22 protein-coding genes are annotated in these 21,567 nt (G+C 65.1%); 5 read left to right on the top strand and 17 right to left on the bottom strand.

Features of this window, described 5'->3' with window-relative positions:
- Positions 1-7: 7 nt before the first annotated feature.
- From AWB70_RS34215 to AWB70_RS34195, 5 genes are all read right to left on the bottom strand, one after another.
- On the bottom strand, positions 8-1,033 hold the full coding sequence (locus AWB70_RS34215; RefSeq protein WP_014191324.1) for a LacI family DNA-binding transcriptional regulator: 1,026 nt from the start codon (positions 1,031-1,033) through the stop codon (positions 8-10).
- A 195-nt stretch (positions 1,034-1,228) separates the two neighbouring features.
- Entirely contained in the window at positions 1,229-2,218 is a 990-nt protein-coding gene (locus AWB70_RS34210) for an ABC transporter permease (RefSeq protein ID WP_014191323.1), read from the bottom strand.
- Positions 2,219-3,808 (bottom strand): sugar ABC transporter ATP-binding protein, encoded by a 1,590-nt coding sequence (locus AWB70_RS34205; RefSeq protein WP_053568086.1) that lies wholly within the window; start codon positions 3,806-3,808, stop codon positions 2,219-2,221.
- A 164-nt stretch (positions 3,809-3,972) separates the two neighbouring features.
- Entirely contained in the window at positions 3,973-4,935 is a 963-nt protein-coding gene (locus tag AWB70_RS34200) for a sugar ABC transporter substrate-binding protein (protein WP_041730365.1), read from the bottom strand.
- Between the two features lie 195 nt (positions 4,936-5,130).
- Entirely contained in the window at positions 5,131-5,412 is a 282-nt protein-coding gene (locus tag AWB70_RS34195; RefSeq protein WP_053568085.1) for a hypothetical protein, read from the bottom strand.
- 217 nt (positions 5,413-5,629) lie between these two features.
- Between AWB70_RS34195 and AWB70_RS34190 the strand changes: the two genes are divergently transcribed.
- From AWB70_RS34190 to AWB70_RS34180, 3 genes are all read left to right on the top strand, one after another.
- A complete protein-coding gene (locus tag AWB70_RS34190; protein ID WP_014191320.1) occupies positions 5,630-5,926 on the top strand; it encodes a PsiF family protein in 297 nt (98 codons plus the stop codon).
- A gap of 229 nt (positions 5,927-6,155) precedes the next feature.
- Positions 6,156-6,638, top strand: coding sequence for a hypothetical protein (locus AWB70_RS34185; protein ID WP_053568084.1), 483 nt, complete (start codon positions 6,156-6,158; stop codon positions 6,636-6,638).
- A 398-nt stretch (positions 6,639-7,036) separates the two neighbouring features.
- Entirely contained in the window at positions 7,037-7,627 is a 591-nt protein-coding gene (locus AWB70_RS34180; RefSeq protein WP_053568139.1) for a BPSL1445 family SYLF domain-containing lipoprotein, read from the top strand.
- 97 nt (positions 7,628-7,724) lie between these two features.
- On the opposite strand, the gene AWB70_RS34175 is transcribed toward AWB70_RS34180, so the two are convergent.
- From AWB70_RS34175 to mltG, 9 genes are all read right to left on the bottom strand, one after another.
- On the bottom strand, positions 7,725-8,795 hold the full coding sequence (locus AWB70_RS34175; protein WP_053568083.1) for a glycosyltransferase family 4 protein: 1,071 nt from the start codon (positions 8,793-8,795) through the stop codon (positions 7,725-7,727).
- Positions 8,796-9,031: 236 nt separating this feature from the next.
- Positions 9,032-10,417, bottom strand: a complete 1,386-nt coding sequence (gene otsA / locus AWB70_RS34170; protein ID WP_014191316.1) for an alpha,alpha-trehalose-phosphate synthase (UDP-forming) — start codon at positions 10,415-10,417, stop codon at positions 9,032-9,034.
- A gap of 78 nt (positions 10,418-10,495) precedes the next feature.
- Complete coding sequence (locus AWB70_RS34165; RefSeq protein WP_053568082.1) at positions 10,496-11,734, bottom strand: mechanosensitive ion channel family protein; 1,239 nt, start codon at positions 11,732-11,734, stop codon at positions 10,496-10,498.
- A gap of 180 nt (positions 11,735-11,914) precedes the next feature.
- A complete protein-coding gene (locus tag AWB70_RS34160; RefSeq protein WP_014191314.1) occupies positions 11,915-12,271 on the bottom strand; it encodes a Rap1a/Tai family immunity protein in 357 nt (118 codons plus the stop codon).
- Positions 12,272-12,374: 103 nt separating this feature from the next.
- Positions 12,375-13,133: an ankyrin repeat domain-containing protein gene (locus AWB70_RS34155; RefSeq protein ID WP_143281736.1), complete on the bottom strand. Its 759-nt coding sequence runs from the start codon at positions 13,131-13,133 to the stop codon at positions 12,375-12,377.
- Between the two features lie 77 nt (positions 13,134-13,210).
- Positions 13,211-13,996, bottom strand: coding sequence for a TatD family hydrolase (locus AWB70_RS34150; RefSeq protein WP_053568081.1), 786 nt, complete (start codon positions 13,994-13,996; stop codon positions 13,211-13,213).
- Between the two features lie 42 nt (positions 13,997-14,038).
- Positions 14,039-15,076 (bottom strand): DNA polymerase III subunit delta', encoded by a 1,038-nt coding sequence (locus AWB70_RS34145; protein ID WP_053568080.1) that lies wholly within the window; start codon positions 15,074-15,076, stop codon positions 14,039-14,041.
- Between the two features lie 15 nt (positions 15,077-15,091).
- On the bottom strand, positions 15,092-15,715 hold the full coding sequence (gene tmk, locus AWB70_RS34140; RefSeq protein ID WP_053568079.1) for a dTMP kinase: 624 nt from the start codon (positions 15,713-15,715) through the stop codon (positions 15,092-15,094).
- A complete protein-coding gene (gene mltG, locus AWB70_RS34135) occupies positions 15,716-16,726 on the bottom strand; it encodes an endolytic transglycosylase MltG (RefSeq protein ID WP_014191309.1) in 1,011 nt (336 codons plus the stop codon).
- Between the two features lie 104 nt (positions 16,727-16,830).
- Here mltG and ygfZ point away from each other — a divergent pair, with 104 nt between their 5' ends.
- On the top strand, positions 16,831-17,817 hold the full coding sequence (ygfZ, locus tag AWB70_RS34130; protein WP_053568078.1) for a CAF17-like 4Fe-4S cluster assembly/insertion protein YgfZ: 987 nt from the start codon (positions 16,831-16,833) through the stop codon (positions 17,815-17,817).
- Positions 17,818-17,825: 8 nt separating this feature from the next.
- A complete protein-coding gene (locus AWB70_RS34125; RefSeq protein ID WP_053568077.1) occupies positions 17,826-18,647 on the top strand; it encodes an NRDE family protein in 822 nt (273 codons plus the stop codon).
- A gap of 5 nt (positions 18,648-18,652) precedes the next feature.
- Here AWB70_RS34125 and AWB70_RS34120 read toward each other — a convergent pair whose 3' ends face one another.
- The 3 genes from AWB70_RS34120 to AWB70_RS34110 are packed head-to-tail and all read right to left on the bottom strand — an operon-like array spanning position 18,653 to position 21,560.
- Positions 18,653-19,606: an alpha/beta hydrolase gene (locus AWB70_RS34120; protein WP_053568076.1), complete on the bottom strand. Its 954-nt coding sequence runs from the start codon at positions 19,604-19,606 to the stop codon at positions 18,653-18,655.
- Positions 19,607-19,666: 60 nt separating this feature from the next.
- Entirely contained in the window at positions 19,667-20,527 is an 861-nt protein-coding gene (locus AWB70_RS34115) for an SDR family oxidoreductase (RefSeq protein WP_053568137.1), read from the bottom strand.
- A gap of 28 nt (positions 20,528-20,555) precedes the next feature.
- Positions 20,556-21,560 carry an NADP-dependent oxidoreductase gene (locus AWB70_RS34110; RefSeq protein ID WP_045451942.1) on the bottom strand — a complete coding sequence of 335 codons (1,005 nt, stop codon included), beginning with the start codon at positions 21,558-21,560 and terminating at the stop codon, positions 20,556-20,558.
- Positions 21,561-21,567 lie beyond the last annotated feature (7 nt).

Raw genomic sequence — 21,567 nt, 5'->3', positions numbered from 1 at the left:
TTGCTTGTTACGTTCTGTCGACGCGGTACGCTTCCGGCACGACCGCCGTCGATTCGCGCCGCACGAGACGCGGCGGCACCACGCGGCGGCGCGTCGTCCCGGTCAGCTTGCCGGTGATGCGGTCGATCAGCGTCTGCGCCGCCATTTCGCCGAGCGCGCGCACCGACTGCCCGACCGTCGAGAGCGCCGGATAGGTGTAGCGCGACAGCTCGACATCGTCGAAACCGATGATGGAGCAATCCGTCGGCACGTTGATATGGCGCTCGGCCGCCGCCCGCAGCGCGCCGATGCCCATCATGTCGTTGCACGCGAAGATCGCGGTCGGCCGCATGTTGTCGAGCAGTTGCGAGGCCGCGGCATAACCGCCCGTCGCGGAAAAGTCGCTCTGCTGAATCGCGTTCGGCGCAATTTCGACGCCACGCTCGGCCATCGCGCGGATGAAGCCGTGCAGGCGCATCGCGGAGACGGCGGTGGCGACCGGCCCGGTGATGCAGCCGATCTGCGAATGCCCGAGTTGCAGCAGATGCCGCGTCGCGAGATACGCGCCCTTTTCGTGGTCGATCTGCACGAGGTCCGATTGCAGCCCCTCGATATTGCGATCGACGATCACGAGCGGCTCGCGCGCGCCCGCGAGACATTGCGCGAGCACCGAATCCTCACCCGCCGACGCGATCACCAGACCGTCGATGCGCTTTTCCTGCAGCACGCGCAAGTAGCTGCGCTGCTTCGCGGGATCGTCGTCGGAGTTGCAGAAGAACACGCAATAGCCGTTCTTCGCGCAGCCGTCCTCCACGCCGCGCGCAAGCTCGGCGAAATACGGATTCGTCGCGTTCGGCACCAGAAGGCCGATCGTCGCGGTGGAGCGCGCCTTCAGCGAGCGCGCCACCGCCGACGGCACGTAGTCGAGCTCGCGGATCGCCCGCTCGACTTTCGCCCGCACGTCGGCCGACACCGGTCGCGAGTTGTTCACTACATGGGATACCGTCGTGAACGACACCCCGGCAATGGCTGCCACGTCTTTGATCGTCGCCATACATCGTCCTTCGCTTTTCTTAGGTCTTGCTGCTCTTATTGGTCGTAAGGCGTCCGGCGCGCCCGCTACTGCACTGTCATGCGCCGTTTAACTGCTTCCCCGCGCCCTGCTTGCCGCTTCCTGCTTGCCGCTTTGTTTCCCGTCGCCGGCCGCTTTTTCCGCCTCGTGCGGTGCGCGCCTCGCGACGTCCCTCAATCAGACACGCTTCCTTCTGCTGCGGTATGTGTCCAGCACCACCGCCACCACGATCACCGCGCCGGTAATGATGCGCTTGGTCGGCTCGTTCGCGCCGATTTGCGCGAGCCCCGCCGCCAGCACGGAAATGATCAACACGCCGAAAAACGTGCTGATGACCGAGCCGCGCCCGCCCATCAGGCTCGTGCCGCCGATCACCACCGCCGCAATCACCTGAAGCTCCAGGCCCGCGCCGGCGTTCGGATCCGCCGCTTCCAGACGCGAAATCTGGAACAGCGCGGCGAGCCCGGAGAGCGCGCCCATCAACGCGAAAACGATGACCTTGTAGGGCCGCGGATTCACGCCCGCGAGCCGCACGGCTTCCTCGTTCGTGCCGATTCCTACGAGATATCGGCCAAAAACCGTCCGAGTCAAGACCAAATGCGCAACAATCATCACCGCGACCGCGATCAGGAACGCGGGCGAGATGCCGAACGCGATCGGATTCGACAGGAAATCGAACGCATCGCCAATGTACGCCGTGCGCGAGTTCGTCATCTGATACGCGAGCCCGCGCGCGCCTTCCAGCACGCCGAGCGACACGATGAACGACGGAATCCGCCACGCCACCGTCACGAGGCCGGTCACGGCGCCCGTCATGGCGGCTGCCGCGAGGCCGATCAGCGCGGCGGGAAACGCCGGCCAGTGCCACTGGAGCGCGGCCACGCTCACCACCGACGCGCCCAGCGCCAGCACCGACCCGACCGACAGATCGATGCTCGCGATGATCAGCACGAACGTCATGCCGACCGACATCACGACGAGATCCGGAATCTGGTTCGCAATCGTGCTGAACGTGTCGTACGTCAGAAAATGCGTGCTCAGTACCGAAAACAGCGCGATCATCGCGGCGAGCGCGCCCGCGAGGCCCAGGTAATTCGACAGCCCGAGGCGCGTGCCGACGCCTTTCGTGCTCTTCGGCGCATCGGCGGGCAGGTTCGCTTCGCTCATTCAATGCTCCACGTTGTCTTCGGGCGCTTTGGCATCTGGCGCGATCGGCTCGTGCAGGATCGCCTCGCGTTTCGCGTAACCGGAGAACGCCGCCGCGAGCAGCGCGTCCTGCGTCCAGTTCCCGCGCTCGAACACGCCCGTCATGCGTCCGGCCGACATCACGCCGATGCGGTCGCAAATCAGCATCAGCTCGCGCAGGTCGCTCGACACGACCACGAGCGCGCGCCCTTCGCGGGCCAATGCGCCCATCAGCCCGTAGATGTCGAACTTCGCGCCGACGTCGATGCCGCGCGTCGGTTCGTCGAACAGCAGCACCGAGCAGTCGCGCGCGAGCCAGCGGCCGATCACGACTTTCTGCTGATTGCCGCCCGACAGCTCCGACACCGCCTGCGCCGGACCCGACGTGCGAATGCGCATCGCGTCGATCTGACGCTGCGCGAGCGCGGCTTCCCGGCGCGCGTCGACCACGCCATGCCGCGCCACCGCGCTCAGGTTTCCAAGTGAAACGTTCGCGGCGATGGGCAGGCTGAGCAGCAGGCCTTCGCCCTTGCGATCCTCCGTGATGAGCGCGATGCCTTCATTCACGGCATCCGACGGCGTTTGCACCGACACGCGCCGCAGCGCCTTTCCTTTATGTGCCACCGACACGCTGCCCGCATCCGCGCGGTCCGCGCCGTAAATCAGCCGCATGAGCTCGGTGCGGCCCGCGCCGATCAGCCCGCTCACGCCGAAAATCTCGCCCGCGCGCACTTCGAGCGACACGTCGCGCACCGCGGGCAGGCGCGTCATGCCCTCCACCTTCAGCGCGACATCGCCCATCTTGCGCTCGCCCAGATCGATGCGCTCGCCGATCTCGCGTCCGACCATGAGCGTGACGAGCCGCTCGCTCGTCAGTTCGTCCATCGGGCCGACATGCACGAGGCGCCCGTCGCGCAGCACAGCCGCGCGTCCGGCGATGCGCCGCAGTTCTTCCAGCCGGTGCGAGATGTACACGAGCGCCACGCCGCGCGCCTTCAGCCGCTCCACCTGCTCGAACAGCAAGTCGACTTCGCGGGCCGTGAGCATCGCGGTGGGTTCGTCGAGGATCAGCACGCGGCAATCGCCGATCAGATTGCGCGCGATTTCCACCATCTGCTGATGCCCGATGCCCAGACGCTCGACGAGCGTGTCCGGGTCGATCGCGTCGAGGCCGACTTGCGCCATCGCGTGACGGGCGTCCTGCGCGAGCCGTTTCCGGTCGATCCAGCCGAGGCCTTTCCTCGGCAAGCGGTTCAAAAACAGATTCTCCGCCACCGACAATGTGGGCAGCAGGTTCAGCTCCTGCATCACCATGCGCACGCCGAGCGCCTCGGCCTCCGAGCGGCTTCTGGGCGCGTAGGGCTGGCCCGCGAGCGTCATGGTGCCCGTGGTCGGATCGGTGAGCCCGCCGATGATCTTCGACAACGTGCTCTTGCCCGCGCCGTTCTCGCCGGTGAGCGCGAGCACCTGCCCCGCGGCGAGTTCGAGCGATACGTCCGCCAGCACCGGCTCGACATAAGTCTTGCCGATGCCCGTCACCGTCAGCACGTTCGCATCGTTCGATCCGGTCATGGGGCGCTTCAAAGCTGTGCCTTGCATCCTCGCTGGGGGTGGTCGTGCGCTTCCGAAGCCGTCGCGCGGACGTTCCCCGAAGGTCTGTCCTGCGCGCTCGTCAGCATCTTATCGGCAGGCGCGCGGCGAACTTGAGGCTGATTTTCGACGCGCGCCCGCGAAACTCATTTGGTGATGAGATCGACCGGCGTTTCGACCACCTGCGACAACTCCGACTGTTTCTTGTGGCCCGCGATCGCCTTGAGCGCCACGTCGATGCCGAAGACCGCCTGCTTCGCCGCGTACTGGTCGGCGGTCGCGAGCACGCGGCCGTCCTTGAGCATCGGCTTGATCGCGCCGATGTTGTCGAAGCCGACGACCTGCACCTTGCCCGCCTTGCCCGCCGCGCGAATCGCCGACACGGCGCCGATCGCCATGTTGTCGTTGTCGCACAGGAGCGCCTTCACGTTCGGATTCGCGTTCAGGATCTGCGAGGCGACCGCGTTGCCCTTGTCGATTTCCCATTCGCCCGACTGCAGCGCGACGACCTTCATGCCGGCCGCGTCCATCGCTTCCTTGAAACCGGCGCTGCGCGCCTGCGAATTCGTGGTGGTCGTCACGCCTTCGATGATCGCGACTTCATCGCCCTTCTTCAGGCGCGGCGCGAGATAGTCGCCCACCTTGCGCGCGCCCTTCTTGTTGTCCGGTCCGACGAACGGCACGTTCAGATCCTTGGACTTGAGCACGTCCGGATCGAGCCGGTTGTCGATGTTCACGACGATGATGCCCGCGTCCGCCGCCTTCTTGATCACCGGCACGAGCGCCTTCGAATCGGCCGGCGCGATGATGAGCGCGTCGACCTTCGAGACGATCATCTGCTCGACGATGCGAATCTGCGCGGCGGTGTCGGTTTCGTCCTTGATGCCGTTGGTGATCAGGTCGAACTGGCTGGCGTTGTGCTTCTGATAATCCTTCGCGCCGTTTTCCATCGTCAGGAAGAACTCGTTGGCGAGCGACTTCATGACGAGCGCGACTTTCGGCTTGGCCGGCGTTTGCGCGAAGGCGGATGACGAGGCGAGCGGCAGCGCGGCGCAGACGGCGAGCGCGACGGCAGCCGTCAGGACGCGCCGGCGGATGGTTCGATTCATGCGGATCTCCGATGCTTTGTTATGGTTCGTGTGGTCGTGCGAGATGCAGCGAATGCGAGCAACGCGGGCCTTTCGGGCGCGATTTGAACGTTTGCCCGCCGTCGATTCTCGATGCAGCGGCGCGCGAGGTCAATCGGGCTAACGTGTAGGCCGTGTGCTGTGTCGGCGTGACGCGGGCAAAGTGTCTGCCGGAGATCAGAGATCTTCGACCGACTGCCCTTCCACCTTGTTGTCGATGATGTCGCGCGCGTAGTCGATGCCCGCGCGGGTCGCATCGATCGGGCTATCGAACGGTTCCTGCTCCGGCACGCCGAACATGACCGGGCGGCCGCTTTCGCCATGCGCGCTCTTCGAGATCGTCACGACGATGTCGAAGTGGCGGGGGCCGTCGTCCGGCTCGTCGCGCTCCTTCGCGCGCCGCAATGCCTGCACCTTGATTTCGAAGCCTTTGTAATGGTCGGACAGCGGCGTGGACATGAACCGTCTCCCTCGTGTTGGACGTGCGTCGCACGATCATACGTCGGCGGCGTCGCATGTGGCGATGTAAGGCGCTTGCAAGCAACGTTCCCGCCGCCTCACGATTTCACCTTATCCCATACACCGTTCATATTGGGTTTGCCATAATGCCCGGGCGACGGGCTGCGGGGCGCGCACCGTCGAAAAAATAACCGCCATTCAAATCAGGGAGCGTCACATGATCATTCGAGCCACCGCCCTCATCGCCGTGCTGAGCCTGACGCTCGGCGCGAATACGGCCTTCGCCGCCAACAGCCAGCAAAACAAGATGACGGAATGCAACAAGCAGGCGGGCGACAAGAAGGGCGACGACCGCAAGGCGTTCATGAAGAGCTGCCTGGCCGCCGCGCCCGCGGCCGCCTCCACGCCGATGACGCAACAGCAGAAGATGACCGCGTGCAATCAGCAGGCAACCGATAAGAAAGGCGACGACCGCAAGGCGTTCATGAAGAGCTGTCTCAGCAACAAGGGCTGAGTCGCGCCATACGCGCGTTGAGCCATCACGCCGCGCCGTTCGCGCGCGGCGGCCCTGTCGTATTTACGCTGTCTACCGGCCTTTATTGCACTGCACCCAAGCAAGTGATTCGCACCGTCGTCTTTTTCTCATAAGATGGCGCGAAGGCGGCCCCCTCATCAATACAAGTCATACGCCATCGGCCGCCGTTGTTTCGAGCGAGGCCATACGCCACGCATGGAGGCAGTGGATGGCATGGAGACATAAGAACCGCTGGCTCAGGCGGTGGCTCACGGTAATCACGTTCTGGTTCGTGCCGGTGCTGATTATCGCGGTGAACGAAGTGCGCGTGGAGATGGCGTACAACAAGGCCGATCTCCAGAAGTCGCTCTCGAGCTGGGAGATGACCGACGCACAGCGCGAGGCCGGCGCCGTCGCGCGTTGCCACGGCACGCCCGACGAAGCCCGCGCAGCCGGCTGCCCCGAGGACGTTCTGGCCGCCACCGAGATCAAGCACCAGGAAGCGCAGAACGAATACGCGCACCGCAAGGCGACGCTGGCGGATTACCTGTGGCATGCGTTCGTCGGCTACTGGATCGTGCCCGCCGCCACCCTGCTCGTGCTCGGCATGCTGATCGGCGGCATCCGGCGCGCGCTGCGGCGGCCGCAGCGCACACCGGCCGCCTCGCCGGCTTCTCCTCCTACCGAAGTAAAAACGACAAGTCATCCTTGAGCGGCGGCCGGGTACGGTCGTTGCTGCTTCCTGTTGCGGCTTTCGCAGATTCGTCGGAGCAGGCGTCACGAAAATTGTGCTCGCCCGCGTGTCATGCGTCGGGCGAAAACGCCGATTCCGTTTCGATTTGGCCAAGCTTCGTCTACCCTGATAGGTGACGGCGTTTCGCTAGAAAGTTTTGTGTAATTTACCGTCCCACCCGGCGTTATGGGGACGGATTAGGAGTAAGCTAAGGCGGATCTGATCGCGCCTTGAAATGTGGCAGAGCCTGAAAAGGCATGTGTGACAAGGCTTCGAGCGATGGACGGGGTTCGCGTTTCATGTTGCTGTGCTATAACTTTGCGTGCCTCACCCTCCCGCTCTATGGGGTTTCCTAAATTCCACGATGGAGAACAATGATGCAAAGACGAAACTTCATGCTCAAGTCGACCGCCGTTCTGGCGCTGGGAGGCCTCGCGCTTGCCGGCTGCACGGCAAACAAGAACACCGGCGCCGAAGCAGCGGCCGGCGCGGCCGATGACCGCCGCGCCATCGACGCCGACGTCGACAGCACCATCCAGCGTCTCTACGCAACCGTGGGCGGCTCGCGCGAACTGGTCGCGAAATCGCGCGGCGTGCTGGTGTTCCCGTCGGTGATCCAGGCGGGCTTCATCGTCGGCGCGCAATACGGCAAGGGCGCGTTGCGGGTGGGCGGCAGTTCCGTCGGCTATTACAGCACCACGTCGGGTTCGTTCGGCCTGCAGGCGGGTGCGCAGTCGAAGGCGCTGATCTTCCTGTTCATGACGCAGGACGCGCTCGACAAATTCCGCAATTCCGACGGCTGGTCGGCAGGCGCGGACGCATCGGTGGCGCTCGTGAAAATGGGCGCGAACGGCGTGATCGACACGACCACGGCCACCAAGCCGGTCGAAGCCATCGTGCTGACCAATGCGGGCCTGATGGCCGACGTCTCGCTGCAAGGCACGAAGGTGTCGCGCATCAAGTACTGAGCGCACGTCTTTCGCTCGCGCGGCAACGCATGACCGCCGTGTAACGCGACCCGAAGGTCGCGTTACACGGCGGTTTTTTTCTGGTTTTTTGGCGCGCTCAGGTCGACGTCGCGCGATCGATCAGCTTGAAGCGCGAACGCTTTTGCGCGCGCACCACGGTCTGATAGGCATTGAGATACTCCCGCGCCATGCGGTGCGACGTGAAACGCTCCTCGAAGCGCTGTCTCACGCGCTCGCGCGACAAGGTGTGCAGGCGATTCACCGCGGCCACCGCGCCGATCTCATCCTCGACGATAAAGCCGGAAACGCCTTCGTCCACCACTTCCGGCACTGAACCGCGATTGAACGCGATGACCGGCGTGCCGCACGCCATCGCTTCGATCATCACGAGGCCGAACGGCTCGGGCCAGTCGATCGGAAAGACGAGCGCGTGCGCGCCCGACAGAAATTCGGCCTTCTGACTGTCGTTGATCTCGCCGACATACTCCACATACGGCAGTTCGAGCAGCGGCGCGATCTCGCGCTCGAAGTACTCGTGATCGGCGAAATCGACCTTCGCGGCGATCTTGATCGGCAAGCCGCAACGGCCCGCAATACGAATCGCCGTGTCCACGCGCTTTTCCGGCGAGATGCGCCCGAGGAACGCGAGATACTTCTGCTCCACCGGCTGCGGCACATAGAGCGTCTCCGGCAGGCCGTGATAGACCGTGCTGACCCACTTCGCCTGCGGCAGCGGATGCCGTTGCGCATCCGAGATCGACACGACGGGCGCGGTGTTGAAGGTATCGAAGACCGGCTGCTGCTCGGGCAGATCGAGGCGGCCGTGCATCGTCGTGATGAACGGCGTGTCCTGGCGCTTGAAGAGCGAGAACGAGTAGTAGTCCATGTGGAAATGCAGGACGTCGAACTCCTCGGCGCGGCGGCGCACCAGTTCCATGAGCAGCATATGCGGCGCGATGCGGTCGCGAATCGCCGGATCGAGGCGCAGCGCGCGCGGCCATACGGCTTCCAGGTTGGCGCTGGTCTGCGAATCGCCGGTCGCGAAGAGCGTAACCTCGTGACCGAGCTCGACGAGCGCTTCGGTGAGGTACGACACGACGCGTTCGGTGCCGCCGTAGAGCTTCGGTGGCACCGATTCGGTCAGCGGAGCAATCTGGGCAATTCTCATCGTTCTCGTCTCCATGCGTATAACGGCGTGCGGCGCGGACTGCACGGCCTCGCCGCGAGGCGCATCGAGTATGACAGCGGACCGTAAGGCCGGGTAACGAGGTTTGCCCTTACGCGTTTTTCCCTCTCGCACGATGCGTCGACGAGGCATTATCGAGCGCGAACGCGCGTGTCGCGCAGGCTTCTTGCACTTTCATCGCTCTGTTACAGACCCGCAACATTCGTTTCGCGGGCCGGTTACGTCTTGGCGTCGCCGCGCAGATCGGCGAGGAAATCGTCGCGCCATACGCCCAGATCGTGCCGGCGCAGCGCGGACATGTTGGTTTCGTAGCGCTCCTTGCGCTCGGCGAGCGGCATGGCGAGCGCGCGCCCGATCGCCTCGCTCGTGCCGACGATATCGTGCGGATTGACCATCACCGCGCCGGTCATTTCGTCGGCGGCGCCGGCGAACTGCGACAGCACGAGCACGCCAGGATCGTCCGGATTCTGCGCGGCCACATATTCCTTCGCGACCAGATTCATGCCGTCGCGCAACGGCGTGACGAGGCCGATCTGCGATTCGCGAAACAGCGACATCAGCTTCCACCGATCGTAGCGCTGGTTGAGATAGCGGATCGGCGTGTAATCGAGCCCGGAATAGCGCCCGTTGATGCGCCCCGCTTCGTACTCCAGGTTCTGGCGAATCTGCTGATACGTTTCGACGTCCGAGCGCGTGGGCGGCGCGATCTGCACGAGCGTGACGTTGCCGCGCCATTCCGGCGATTTCTCCAGAAAATGCTCGAACGCGCGAAAGCGCTCGACGAGGCCCTTCGAATAATCGAGGCGGTCCACGCTCATGATGAGCTTGCGGCCTTCGAGGCTCTGCTTCAGATCCATCACGTCCTGACGCGCTTCGCCGCGCTCGGCCTGCTCGGCGATCTCGTCAGGAAACACGCCGATGCGATACACGTTGGTCCGGAGCGTTCTGCCGAAGGCTTCGACGCGGCCGTCGGGCGTGGCCGTGCCGTGCGCATGGCGCACGATGTAATCGTGAAACGCGACCCGGTCCCGCTCCGTCTGAAACCCGACCACGTCGTAGCAGCACAGCGACTTCACGAGTTCCTCGTGCGGCGGAATGTTCAACAGAATCTGCGGCGACGGAAATGGAATATGCAGAAAAAAGCCGATGCGATTATTGATGCCCGCCGAGCGCAACGCCTCCGCGAACGGAATCATGTGATAGTCGTGCACCCAGATGATGTCGTCGGGTTCGATCAGCTTGATGAGTTTATGGGCGAGCCACGCGTTCACGCGCCGGTAGCCGGCGTATTCGTCGCGGTCGTAGACGGCGAGATCGTTGCGATAGTGGAAGACCGGCCACAGCATCGCATTGGAAAAACCGCGGTAATACTGGTCGTAGTCCTTCTTCGGCAGGCCGACCGTTGCGAACGTCACCGCGCCGTCCTGTTCGAGCTTCGGCCCCTGGTTCGCGACCGTCTCGCTGACAACGTCCCCGCTCCAGCCGAACCAGACGCCGCCGCTGTCCTTCAGCGCGCCGAAGACGCCCACGGCGAGCCCGCCCGCGGAGCCCTTGGTTTCGGTCGGCGTGGCGACCCGGTTGGATACGACGACGAGACGGCTCATGAGCTTTCCTTTTCCTCTTCGAACGTTTGGTTTTAAGCATAATCCGGAAATTTTCGACCTGAAACCTTGTCGCGGGTTTCAGGCTTTTCCGGTGGATTCCGGCGCGGTCGACGCCGCCGCATGCGCGCGCGGGTCCGGCCCGCCGCGTTCGCCGCGGCTCGCGACGGGATCGGCGGCCGTGTTCGCGGTGCTCGCCGGCTGCGACGCGCCCGCGCGTTCGAGCGGCGGCGCGAAATCGACGTGGCTGTCCTTGCCGGTGGACAAATCGGCCCGCGCACGCGGCAAGTAGTGCGGATACGCGGCCTGCACGAAATTCACGAGCCCCTCGCGCACGCGGCAGCGCAAATCCCAGTTGAGCGCCGAATCGAAGGAACTGACGAGCACGCGCAATTGCACGGCGCGATCGGTGGCGTCGGTGACTTGCAGCACCTGCACGCGGCCATCCCACTCCGGCGCGTGTTCGAGGATGCGCTGCAATTCCTCGCGCAGCGGCGCGATCGGCATGCGGTAATCGACATATAAAAACACCGTGCCGATGATCTGCGAACTGTTGCGCGTCCAGTTCGTGAACGGGTTCTCGATGAACCACTGCAACGGCACGATGAGCCGCCGCTGATCCCAGATGCGGATCGACACATAGGTGCCGGTGATTTCCTCGACGCGGCCCCATTCGCCCTGAATGACGACCACATCGTCGAGGCGAATCGGCTGCGACAGCGCGATCTGCAAGCCGGCGATCAGATTGCCGAGCACCGGCCGCGCCGCGATACCGGCGACCAGTCCGGCGACACCCGCCGACGCCAGCAGGCTCGCGCCGATCTGGCGCACGCTCGGAAACGCCATCAGCGCCCCGCCGAAACCGATGATCACGATCACGACCATCACCGAGCGGGCGAGCACGCGCGCCTGCGTGTGGATGCGGCGCGCGTTGAGATTGTCGTCGGTGTCGAGCGGATGCGCCTGCACGATCGCCTCGCCCACCGCGCCCGCCGAGCGCACCGCGAGGAACGTCAGCGCGCCGATCAGCGCGACCGTTTCGACATCGCGCAGTACGCCGATGAACGGCAGCGCATCGGGCGCCTCGAAAATCATGAAGCCGATGCCGAGGAAAACGAGCAGGATGAGCGCGGGCGTGTCGATGTAGCGCAGCACGACGCTCATCAGCGGATACGGCCGCGCGATGCGCGTCAGGATGCGCGCGCCGATGCGATGCACGCCGAGCGCGAACGCCACCGCGATGATTGCGACGACGAATGCGCCGGGCCAGGTGCCGAGCGGCCGTTCGGCGAGATCCAGGAAATGATCGAGTGAATGCATAGCGTCGCGGGATCGGCCTCGTGAAGGGATTGACGGCGAGGTGGATACGGCGGAGCGCATCGCACGGATGCGAACGCAGAACGCTGCGGCGATGGCCGTCCGGGCGCGGCCATCGCGCTTGCTAAATCAGCAAGCGTAACGCCCGAACGCGCGGCGGCGTCCGGGCATGAAGAAATATACTTAGCGCTCCGCCTTGCAGGGAAACGCCTTGCCGAGGCCGAGCGAGACCATCGTGGTCGCGTTGAAATCGGCCTTGTCGGGATTGTTGGCGATGTACTTGCGTACCGCGTCCGTGAGCTGCTGCGGCTTCACGTCCGCCGGGAGGCAGAAGTACTGTCCGATCTGCGGCCCGGACGTTCCGCCGATCGCCTCGATTGTGTTGTAGATGCCGTCCGCCGCGCCTTCGATATAGGCCGCGCAGGCGGTCCGTGAGTTCGGGTCGGTTTTGGTGCAGAGCTTGTTCAGATCGTTGCCGGTAAACGCGAACGCGCACACGGGCGTCGCGAGAGCACAGGCGATGACGAATTCCCGCAGCATGGTCTTCCTTTTATGTTGAGCGGCGGCTTAATTTGCGTGCGCGTACGGAGCGAAGAGCGGCCGCGCCTGACCGCCCTCGTCCCGCGCCGGAAATCGCGCTGCGCTATTTTGCACCGTTTGAGCCGCTTTGCGGTGCGCTGCCGCCGCTCGGCATCGAATCCAGGCGGGCCTGCAGGCCTTCGGCCACGTCTCTCGCTTCGTATTTGCGGGCAAAATCCACCGCCGTCATGCCGAGCTGGTTCTTCACGCGCAGATCCGCGCCTTCGTCGAGCAGCAGCTTGCAGGTCGAAAGATGGTTGCCGCGCGCAGCCATCATCAGCGGCGTGGTGCCGTTCGGCGAGCCCGCGTCGATATAGGCCGAATGGTCGAGCAGAATCTTCACGATGTCGTCATGGCCGTTGGTGGCCGCGTAGTGCAGCGGCGTCCAGCCCTTCTTGTTCACTTCGGCGTCCTTCGCGATCAGCAGGTTCACGAAGGTGGCGTCGCCGTTGAGCGCGGCGAGCATCATCGCGTTCTCGCCGGCCGCATCGGTCTTTTCCAGATCGGTCTTGGGGTTGTCGGCGAGCAACTGGCCGACCTTGTCGGACTTCTCGCGCGCCGCGATCACGATGATCGGGCTGCCGGTGCTGTCGACGGTATTCGGATCCGCGCCCTGCGCAAGCTGCTTCTTGACCGCCGAAATGTCGTCGAACTTGACCGCCTTGATGAGCGAGTCCACGGACGCCGCCCAGACCGGCTGCGCGATGGCGCAGGCCGCGAAGAGCGCGCCGGCGACGAAACCGCGCACGGCCTTTCGGGCGGCATGCGCATCGCGCGCACGCGAAATGTTTGGCGTGCTCGCCGCGGACAGAGTGGAAACCATCGGGGAATTGTTCATAAGTGACCTTCGGATTGCCTTGAAACAGTTTTCTTGTGCGCGGGCCGACGCCGGAACGGACGTCACGCAGGCCGCGCGATCTTGAAGAGCCTGAAAAAGTTGTCGGTGGTGGCTTCGGCGACGGCTTCTTCCGGCGCTTCGCGCAACTGCGCGATGAAACGTCCGACATAGCTGACGTAAGCAGGTTCATTCGGCTTGCCGCGATACGGCACCGGCGCGAGATACGGCGAATCGGTCTCGATAAGCAGCCGGTCGATCGGCACGCGGCGCGCGACTTCCTGCACGTCCTTCGCGTTCTTGAACGTGACGATGCCCGACAGCGAGATATGAAAATTCTGCGCGAGCGCTTTCTCGGCGACGTCCCACGCCTCGGTGAAGCAATGCATCACACCGCCGGGCACGCCCGCGCGCTCTTCCTCCATGATGCGCAGCGTGTCTTCCGCCGACGAGCGCGTATGAACGATCAGCGGCTTGGCGGCGATATGCGCGGCGCGAATGTGCGTGCGAAAACGTTCGCGCTGCCATTCCATGTCGGCGAGGCTGCGCCCTTCCAGACGATAGTAATCGAGCCCGGTCTCGCCGATCGCGCACACTTTCGGATGCTTCGCCAACTCGACGAGTTCCGCGACGCTCGGCTCGCGCATGTCTTCGTGATCCGGATGCACGCCCACCGACGCGTACACGTTCTCGTACTTTTCAGCGATGGCTAAAACCGAAGGCAGCGTTTCCAGATCGACGGACACGCACAGCGCATGCGTGACGGCGTGCGCGCGCATCTTGTCGAGCACGTCGGGCAGACGGTCGGCGAGCCCTTCGAAATTGATGTGACAGTGTGAATCGACGAACATCCGGTGCTCCTTGAAGCTTTTTCGTGCGCGTTCAGGCCGCGTTCAGGCCGTATAGATCCCGCGATAGCCGATGAACAGTTCCTCGAACACGAGGCGCGCGTTCAGCGGATGATTTTCCACCGCGCGCTGCCGCGTGACCGTTTTCATGTACCGCGCGAGCGCCGCGGGGTCCGCGCTCTGCGCGCAGCGCGACAGCGCCTTCGCCGCGCCGGGAAAATAACGCGGACGGCCCGCCGTGCGCTGTGCGAGCACATCGTAGAGCCAGCGCTGCAGCCAGCCGAGCACGAGCGGCACCGGCAGTTTCTGCAGATTCTCGCCGCAAGCGAAGGCGTCGCAGTTCGGGCCGGCGGCGAGTTGGGCGAGCGTGAAGTCGCGCAACGCGCGGTTTTCGTCGTTGGCGAGCGCCAGCGCGGCCAGCGGCGCGCCGCCCGCCTGCGCGAGGACGCCCACGGGATCGTCGACGCCTTGCGACGCCAGCCATGTACGCGCTTCGTCCGGTTGCGGCACGCTCATCGGCCACTGGCGGCATCGGCTGATAATGGTCGGCAGCAGCCGGTCGATGCGCGCCGACACGAGCAGGAACACGACGCCCGAGGGCGGTTCTTCCAGCGTCTTCAAGAGCGCGTTGGCCGCCGCGACGTTCAATGCCTCCGCCGGATACAGCAGCACGACGCGCAGGCCGCCGCGATGCGAGCCGACGCCGCAGAAATCCAGCAGCGCGCGCACCTGCTCGATCTTGATCTCCTTGCTCGGCGCGCGGGTCTTCTTGCCGTCATCGCCATCGGCTTTTTCGGCGGACGCGTCGGCGTCGGCGTTACCGGCGGCGAGCCCGGCAAGCGCTTCGGGCAGCACGGCGCGGTAATCCGGATGATTGCCTTGCGAAAACCACAGACATGCCGGACACGTGCCGCACGGCTCGCCGCTCGCGACGGGCGTCTCGCAAAGCAGTCCTTGCGCCAGGTGCTGCGCGAACTGCAGCTTGCCGATGCCGGCTTCGCCATGCAGCAAAAGCGCATGCGGCCAGTGCGCGCGCAATTGCTGAAGACGCTGCCAGTCGCCGGTTTGCCAGGGATAGATCATCGAAAAAAATGTGTGTTAACAGAGGTCTGCGAGCGCTTCTTCGAGCTTTTTGCGAATATCGGCGATCGGCCGGCTCGAATCGACGACGAAAAAGCGCTGCGGCGATTCCTCCGCGCGGCGCAGATACTCGCCGCGCGTGCGCTCGAAAAACGCTTCCGATTCGCTTTCGAACTTGTCCGGCGCGCGCGCGGCCGAGCGGCGCTCGCTGGCGGTGTCGGTCGGCACATCGAACAAGATGGTGAGGTCCGGTTGAAAACCGCCCTGCACCCACCTTTCCAGCGCCTCCAGCTTATCGCGCGGCAGGCCGCGCCCGCCGCCCTGATACGCGAAAGTCGCGTCCGTAAAGCGGTCCGAGAGCACCCAGTCGCCGCGCGAAAGCGCCGGTTCGATCACCTGCGCCAGATGCTCGCGGCGCGCGGCGAACATCAGGAGCGCTTCGGTTTCGAGATCCATCGGCTGATTCAGCAGAATGCCGCGCAGCGTTTCGCCAAGCGGCGTACCGCCCGGCTCGCGCGTCATCACGACCTGGTGTCCGCCTGCTTCGAGCTTTGCCGCGAGTTGCTGGCGGAACCAGTCGAGATGCGTGGTTTTGCCCGCGCCGTCGATGCCTTCGAACGTGATGAACTTGCCGCGCGCCATTCATTGACCCCGGATGTATTTGTCGACGGCCTTGTTGTGGTCGCCCAGATTGTCGGAAAAGATGCTGCTGCCGTCGCCGCGCGACACGAAATAGAGCGCGCTGCTCGCGGCGGGATTGAGCGTGGCGTTCAGTGCGGCCACGCCGGGCAGCGCGATCGGCGTCGGCGGCAGGCCCATGCGCGTGTACGTATTGTACGGAGTGTCCGTCTGCAGGTCCTTTTTCTTCAGCCGCCCGCCATAGGCCGGTCCGAGCCCGTAGATCACGGTCGGGTCGGTCTGCAGCGGCATGCCGATGCGCAGCCGGTTCGCGAACACCGCCGCGACGAGCGGCCGGTCCTGCGCGCGCCCGGTTTCCTTCTCGACGATCGACGCCATGATGAGCGCTTCATAAGGCGTCTTGTAAGGCAGATTCTGCGCGCGCGTGTTCCATGCTTCGGTCAGGCGCGTCTGCATCAGCCGGTACGCGCGTTTGTAGACGGTGAGATCGCTCGTGCCTTTATCGAAAAGATAGGTGTCGGGGAAGAACAGCCCCTCCGCCGACGCCTTCTCCACTTCCGCCGCGCCGATCGCGCGCAGCAGGTCGATGTCGGTCATGCCGGCCGTGTCGTGTTTGAGCGCGGGATTGCCGTCGAGTTCGCTGCGCATTTTCTGCAGCGTCCAGCCTTCGATGACGGTCGCGACATACTCGTTCACGTCGCCGCGCGCGATCTTTTGCAGCACTTCGTAAGGCGTGATGCCGCTCTTGAAAGCGTAATTGCCCGACTTCAACTGTGCGGAGAGGCCGAGCACGCGCGTCATCAGCACGAAAAGCTCCGGTTCGACGGGCACGCCGCCGCGGTTCAACTGGGCGCTCACGCTGCGCAGGCTGCTGTGGGGCTTGATGGTGACGTCGAGTTCGGGCGTCGACAGTTCCATCGGGCGGTTGGCCCACCACCAGACGCCGCCCGCGACGGCCGCCGCGAGCATCGCGGCGAGCACCGCCGCCACGACGCATTTCTTCAAAAAGGTCATGCGAAACACGCTTGAGATAAGACCAATATAATAACTTGCCGCCTGCGCCCAGGCCGCATTCGCCGGCCCCGGCCCAAACGATAGGATTGACAGCCGCCTACTCCATGAATTCCCAGACCACAGCTCTCGCCGCTTCCGACTTCGAATCCGTCAAGACCGCCGGCGCGTACATGCCGCTCACCCAGTTCGGCGTGATCGACGTCAAGGGCGAGGACGCCGCCGCTTTCCTGCACACGCAAATCACGAACGATGTCCAGCATCTCGACGCCTCGACGGCGCGTCTCGCGGGCTATTGCTCGCCGAAGGGCCGGCTGCTCGGCTCGTTTCTGATGTGGCGCACGGCGGAGGCCGTGCGGCTTCTGATCGCCCAGGACGTGCAGGCCGCCGTGCAAAAACGCCTGTCGATGTTCGTGCTGCGCTCGAAGGTCAAGCTCACCGATGCCACGCCGGAAACCGCCGCCGTCGGTTTCGCGGGCGATGTGCGTGCGGCGCTGTCCGGCATTTTCGATGCGCTGCCCGACGGCGTGCACGTGAAGGTCGAAGGCCCGCACGGCTCGCTGATCCGCGTGCCGGACGCGGCGCATCGGCCGCGCTTCCTGTGGGTCGGACCGAAGGCCGATGTGGAGGCGCAGCTCTCGAAGCTCGAAGGCAAGCTCGCGCGCGTGCCCGAAGCGATGTGGGACTGGCTCGATATTCACGCGGGCGAGCCGCGCATCACGCACGCAACCGTCGAGCAGTTCGTTCCGCAGATGGTGAACTTCGACGTCCTCGGCGCCGTGAACTTCAAGAAGGGCTGCTATCCGGGGCAGGAGATCGTTGCGCGCAGCCAGTATCGCGGCACGATCAAGCGCCGCACCGCGCTTGCGCATGCCGAGTCCGCCACGCCCGGCGCCGAACTGTTTCACTCCGACGATCCGGGCCAGCCGTGCGGGCTCGTGGTCAACGTGGCGCCCGGCGAAGGCGGCGGCGTGGACTGTCTCGTCGAGGTCAAGCTCGCGGCGCTGGATAGCGGTACGGTGCATGTCGGTTCCGCGTCCGGCCCGGCGCTCGCCTTCGTGCCGCTGCCCTACGCTTTCCCCGCCGACGCCTGAGCACGCACATGTGTCTGATCGTATTCGACTGGCAGCCGGACGCTTCGCAGGAAAACGGCCGCGCGCTGCTGACGCTGTCGGCCAATCGCGACGAGTTCTTTCGCCGTGACACCGAGCCGCTGCATTGGTGGAGCGAGGCGCCGGGCGTCCTCGCGGGCCGCGATCTGACGGGCGGCGGGACGTGGCTCGGCGTGTCGGGCGATGGCCGCTTCGCCGCGCTGACCAACTATCGCGCGCCCAGCGAGATGCGTCCGAATGCGCCGACGCGCGGCACGCTCGTGAGCGCGTTTCTCGCGGGCGAGCGCGTCGCGCCGATGGACTATCTGCGCGGCGTCGCGCGTGAGGGGCATCGCTACAACGGTTTCAATCTGCTGTGCGGAGATTTCACGCGGCGCGAGCTCGGCTGGTACGGCAATCGCGCCGATGCGCCGCCCGTTCTGCTCGAAGCCGGCGTGCACGGCTTGTCCAATAGTCTGCTCAACACGCCGTGGCCGAAGCTCGTCGCGCAACGCGAGGCGCTCTGCGATCTGATTCACGCCGACGAGCATCCGACGCTCGATGTGCTCATCGACACCTTGCGCGATCCGCGCATCGCGAACGACGAGCATCTTCCAACGACCGGCATTTCCATCGAGCGCGAGCGCGTGCTCTCGGCGGCGTTCATCGAATCGCCGGATTACGGAACGCGCAGCACGACGGCGTTGCGCGTGATGCCGTTAGCGCGCGGGCTGTCGCTCGAGATCAAGGAGCGCAGCGACGATGACGGTTCGCATCGCCTCGTGCGGCCGGGAGCGTTCGAGCGGGCGTTCGGGTTCGGGATCGAAGGCTAAACGGATCACGCCAGCGCGGCCCGCAACGCCTCCACCGCGTCCGCATGCGCCTGCGCCACGTCCGGCACGAACCCGCCTATCTTGAAGAATTCGTGGATCATGCCTTCATAGCACATGAGCGTGACCGGCACGCCCGCTTCGCGAAGCATCGATGCGAACGCGATGTCTTCGTCGAATAGCGGATCGTGGTCCGCCGCCGCGATCCACGCCGGCGCGACGCCCTTGAAATCCGGCACGCCGCTCGCCGCATCGAGCGGCGCGAAGCGCCAGTCGTCGCGGTCGCAGTCATCTCGCAGATACTGGTCGAAGAACCATTGAATCGTCTCGCCGGAAAGCAGATAGCCTTCCGCGAGCCGCGCATGCGACGCGCTCTTTTGCCATGCGCTCGTGCCCGGATAAATCAGCAATTGCATCCGCAAGTCGATGCCCGCATCGCGCGCGAGCACGGCGCAGACGATGGCGAGCGTGCCGCCCGCGCTATCGCCGCCGATGGCGAGCCGCGCGGGATCGATCCCGAGCGTCGGCGCTTCGCCGTGCAGCCAGCGCAGCGCGTCGAAGGCATCGTGGACCGCGACGGGAAACTTGTGCTCAGGCGCGAGCCGGTAATCGACCGATACGACGGCACAGCCCGCATCGTGCGCGAACTTCCGGCACAGCGCGTCGTGCGTCGCCACGCTGCCGACCGTGAAGCCGCCGCCGTGAAAATACAGCAGTCCCGCGGCAGGTTGCGCCCAGCCCGGCTCCGTCGGATGGTAGATGCGCACGCCTATGGTTTCGCCGTCGCGCACGGGAATGCGCAGGTCTTCGACGCTGAACATCGGCAGCGGCGCGATATCGAGAATCTGCGCGCTCATCGCATAGGCGGCGCGCGCCTGCTGCGGCGTGAGCGTGTGGTACGGCGGGCGATTGGCGCGCGCGACCATCTCCAGAATTTGCGCGATCTTGGGATTGAGCGGCATCGGCGAAGAAGCTTGAAAGAAGCGACGAAGGGTCACGATGATGCCACGAAGCGCGCCCCGTCAGCGCGGACGTTTCAGCGACATCGGATCGGTGGGCGCGCGCAGTTGCGCGATATCGTCGAGCCGAAGCTGCACCGACGGCATGATGGCCGGATGCGTGATGACGTAGAAACGCCCTTCGCGCACCGCGTCGAACGCCGCTTCGGCGACTTCGCGCGCGGTGAGCTTGCCGCCCTCCACCGCTCGCGTCAGTTGCCGCGCCGCGAGCTTTTGCGAGGCGGTGTAAGGCGCCTCGTTGGCGAGCGCTTCGGGCCGCGAACGTTCGGCGTCGGCGATGCCCGTCGGCACGAACGCCGGGCACAGCAGCGACACGCCGATGAACGGCGCGCCCGCCAGCCGCAAGTCGTGATACAGCGTTTCGGTCATCGCGACGACGGCATGTTTCGACGCGTTATAGACGCCCATGGCGGGCGCCGCGAGCAGACCGGCCACCGACGCCGTGTTGACGATATGCGCGGGCTCCTTGCGTTCGAGCATGATCGGCACGAATGCGCGCAAGCCGTTCGCGACGCCCATCACGTTCACGCCGAACACCCATTGCCAGTCGTTCGCGCTGTTTTCCCAAACGAAGCCGCCCGCGCCGACGCCCGCGTTATTGAAGAGCAGATGCACGCCGCCGAACGCATCGAGCGTGGCGCGTGCGAGCGCCTGAACCTGCGCGCTGTCGGATACGTCCGTCGGCACGCCGATCGCGTCGCCGCCTTGCGCGCGCACCGCTTCGACGGTCGCGGCGAGCGCGGCGGCGTCGAGATCGGCGAGCACGAGCTTCATGCCGAGCGCCGCGCCCTGCTTCGCGAACTCGCGCCCGAATCCGCTGCCCGCGCCCGTGATGACGGCGACCTTGCCTTCGAAGCGATCCACCTGCGACTCCTTGCGAATCAATCGCGCGTCAAATGAGCTTGACGAGTTGCTTGCCGAAGTTCTTCCCGCGCAACAGGCCGAGAAACGCTTCGGGCGCATTGTCGAGCCCTTGCGCGATGCTCTCCCGAAAATGCAGCTTGTTCGTCGCGAGGCGCTCGCCGAGTTCCTTCAACGCCTGTGGCCAGATGTCCAGATGCTCGTAGACGATGAAGCCCTGCAGCTTCAGGCGTTGCGTGAGGATGAGTCTTGGCGCATCCATCGGCAAGGGCTTGCCGTCGTAGCCGGAAATCATGCCGCACACCGCGACGCGCCCGAACGCGTTCATGCGCGCGAGCACGGCATTGAGCACTTCGCCGCCGACGTTCTCGAAATAGCCATCGACGCCATTCGGTGTCGCGGCTTTCAGATCTTCGTAGAGCTTGCCCGCCTTGTAGTCGACGCATGCATCGAAGCCGAGCGTCTCGACGACATAGCGGCACTTTTCCTCGCCGCCCGCGATGCCGACCGCGCGGCAGCCGGCCGCCTTCGCCAGTTGCCCGACGACGCTGCCCACCGCGCCGCTCGCCGCCGAGACGACGACCGTCTCGCCCGCCTTCGGCTCGATGATGCCGTTGAGTCCGTACCACGCGGTGACGCCCGGCATGCCGAGCGCGCCGAGATACGCGGAAAGCGGCACGCGCGAGGTATCGACCTTGTTCAGCCCCTTGCCGTCGGACGTGCCGAACTCCTGCCAGCCGAGCATGCCGACGACGTTGTCGCCCGCCTTGAACGCGGCGTTGCGCGACTCGGTCACGACGCCCGCGGTGCCGCCGATCATCACTTCGTCGAGCGGCTGCGGCGCGGCGTACGATTTCGCGTCGTCCATGCGGCCGCGCATGTACGGATCGAGCGACAGATAGTGATTGCGCACGCGCACTTCGCCGTCCTGAAGCGGCGCGAGCGGCGTTTCGACGAGCTTGAAATTCGACACCGACGCCTCGCCTTGCGGCCGCGAGACGAGCAAAATCCGACGGTTGATCTGTGCGTCTGTCATGCGCATG

This window comes from Caballeronia cordobensis (assembly GCF_001544575.2).
GTDB classification, from domain to species: domain Bacteria; phylum Pseudomonadota; class Gammaproteobacteria; order Burkholderiales; family Burkholderiaceae; genus Caballeronia; species Caballeronia cordobensis.
This window is presented reverse-complemented; position numbering and strand designations above follow the sequence as displayed.

Coding starts and splice junctions, on each gene's coding strand:
- AWB70_RS34215 (WP_014191324.1), bottom strand. CDS start 1,033: ATGGCGACGATCAAAGACGTGGCAGCCATTGCCGGGGTGTCGTTCACG.
- AWB70_RS34145 (WP_053568080.1), bottom strand. CDS start 15,076: ATGATCTATCCCTGGCAAACCGGCGACTGGCAGCGTCTTCAGCAATTG.
- AWB70_RS34175 (WP_053568083.1), bottom strand. CDS start 8,795: ATGAGAATTGCCCAGATTGCTCCGCTGACCGAATCGGTGCCACCGAAG.
- tmk (WP_053568079.1), bottom strand. CDS start 15,715: ATGGCGCGCGGCAAGTTCATCACGTTCGAAGGCATCGACGGCGCGGGC.
- AWB70_RS34125 (WP_053568077.1), top strand. CDS start 17,826: ATGTGTCTGATCGTATTCGACTGGCAGCCGGACGCTTCGCAGGAAAAC.
- AWB70_RS34205 (WP_053568086.1), bottom strand. CDS start 3,808: ATGACCGGATCGAACGATGCGAACGTGCTGACGGTGACGGGCATCGGC.
- AWB70_RS34190 (WP_014191320.1), top strand. CDS start 5,630: ATGATCATTCGAGCCACCGCCCTCATCGCCGTGCTGAGCCTGACGCTC.
- AWB70_RS34160 (WP_014191314.1), bottom strand. CDS start 12,271: ATGCTGCGGGAATTCGTCATCGCCTGTGCTCTCGCGACGCCCGTGTGC.
- mltG (WP_014191309.1), bottom strand. CDS start 16,726: ATGACCTTTTTGAAGAAATGCGTCGTGGCGGCGGTGCTCGCCGCGATG.
- AWB70_RS34180 (WP_053568139.1), top strand. CDS start 7,037: ATGCAAAGACGAAACTTCATGCTCAAGTCGACCGCCGTTCTGGCGCTG.
- AWB70_RS34165 (WP_053568082.1), bottom strand. CDS start 11,734: ATGCATTCACTCGATCATTTCCTGGATCTCGCCGAACGGCCGCTCGGC.
- AWB70_RS34110 (WP_045451942.1), bottom strand. CDS start 21,560: ATGACAGACGCACAGATCAACCGTCGGATTTTGCTCGTCTCGCGGCCG.
- AWB70_RS34200 (WP_041730365.1), bottom strand. CDS start 4,935: ATGAATCGAACCATCCGCCGGCGCGTCCTGACGGCTGCCGTCGCGCTC.
- ygfZ (WP_053568078.1), top strand. CDS start 16,831: ATGAATTCCCAGACCACAGCTCTCGCCGCTTCCGACTTCGAATCCGTC.
- AWB70_RS34155 (WP_143281736.1), bottom strand. CDS start 13,133: ATGGTTTCCACTCTGTCCGCGGCGAGCACGCCAAACATTTCGCGTGCG.
- AWB70_RS34150 (WP_053568081.1), bottom strand. CDS start 13,996: ATGTTCGTCGATTCACACTGTCACATCAATTTCGAAGGGCTCGCCGAC.
- AWB70_RS34120 (WP_053568076.1), bottom strand. CDS start 19,606: ATGCCGCTCAATCCCAAGATCGCGCAAATTCTGGAGATGGTCGCGCGC.
- otsA (WP_014191316.1), bottom strand. CDS start 10,417: ATGAGCCGTCTCGTCGTCGTATCCAACCGGGTCGCCACGCCGACCGAA.
- AWB70_RS34210 (WP_014191323.1), bottom strand. CDS start 2,218: ATGAGCGAAGCGAACCTGCCCGCCGATGCGCCGAAGAGCACGAAAGGC.
- AWB70_RS34185 (WP_053568084.1), top strand. CDS start 6,156: ATGGCATGGAGACATAAGAACCGCTGGCTCAGGCGGTGGCTCACGGTA.
- AWB70_RS34195 (WP_053568085.1), bottom strand. CDS start 5,412: ATGTCCACGCCGCTGTCCGACCATTACAAAGGCTTCGAAATCAAGGTG.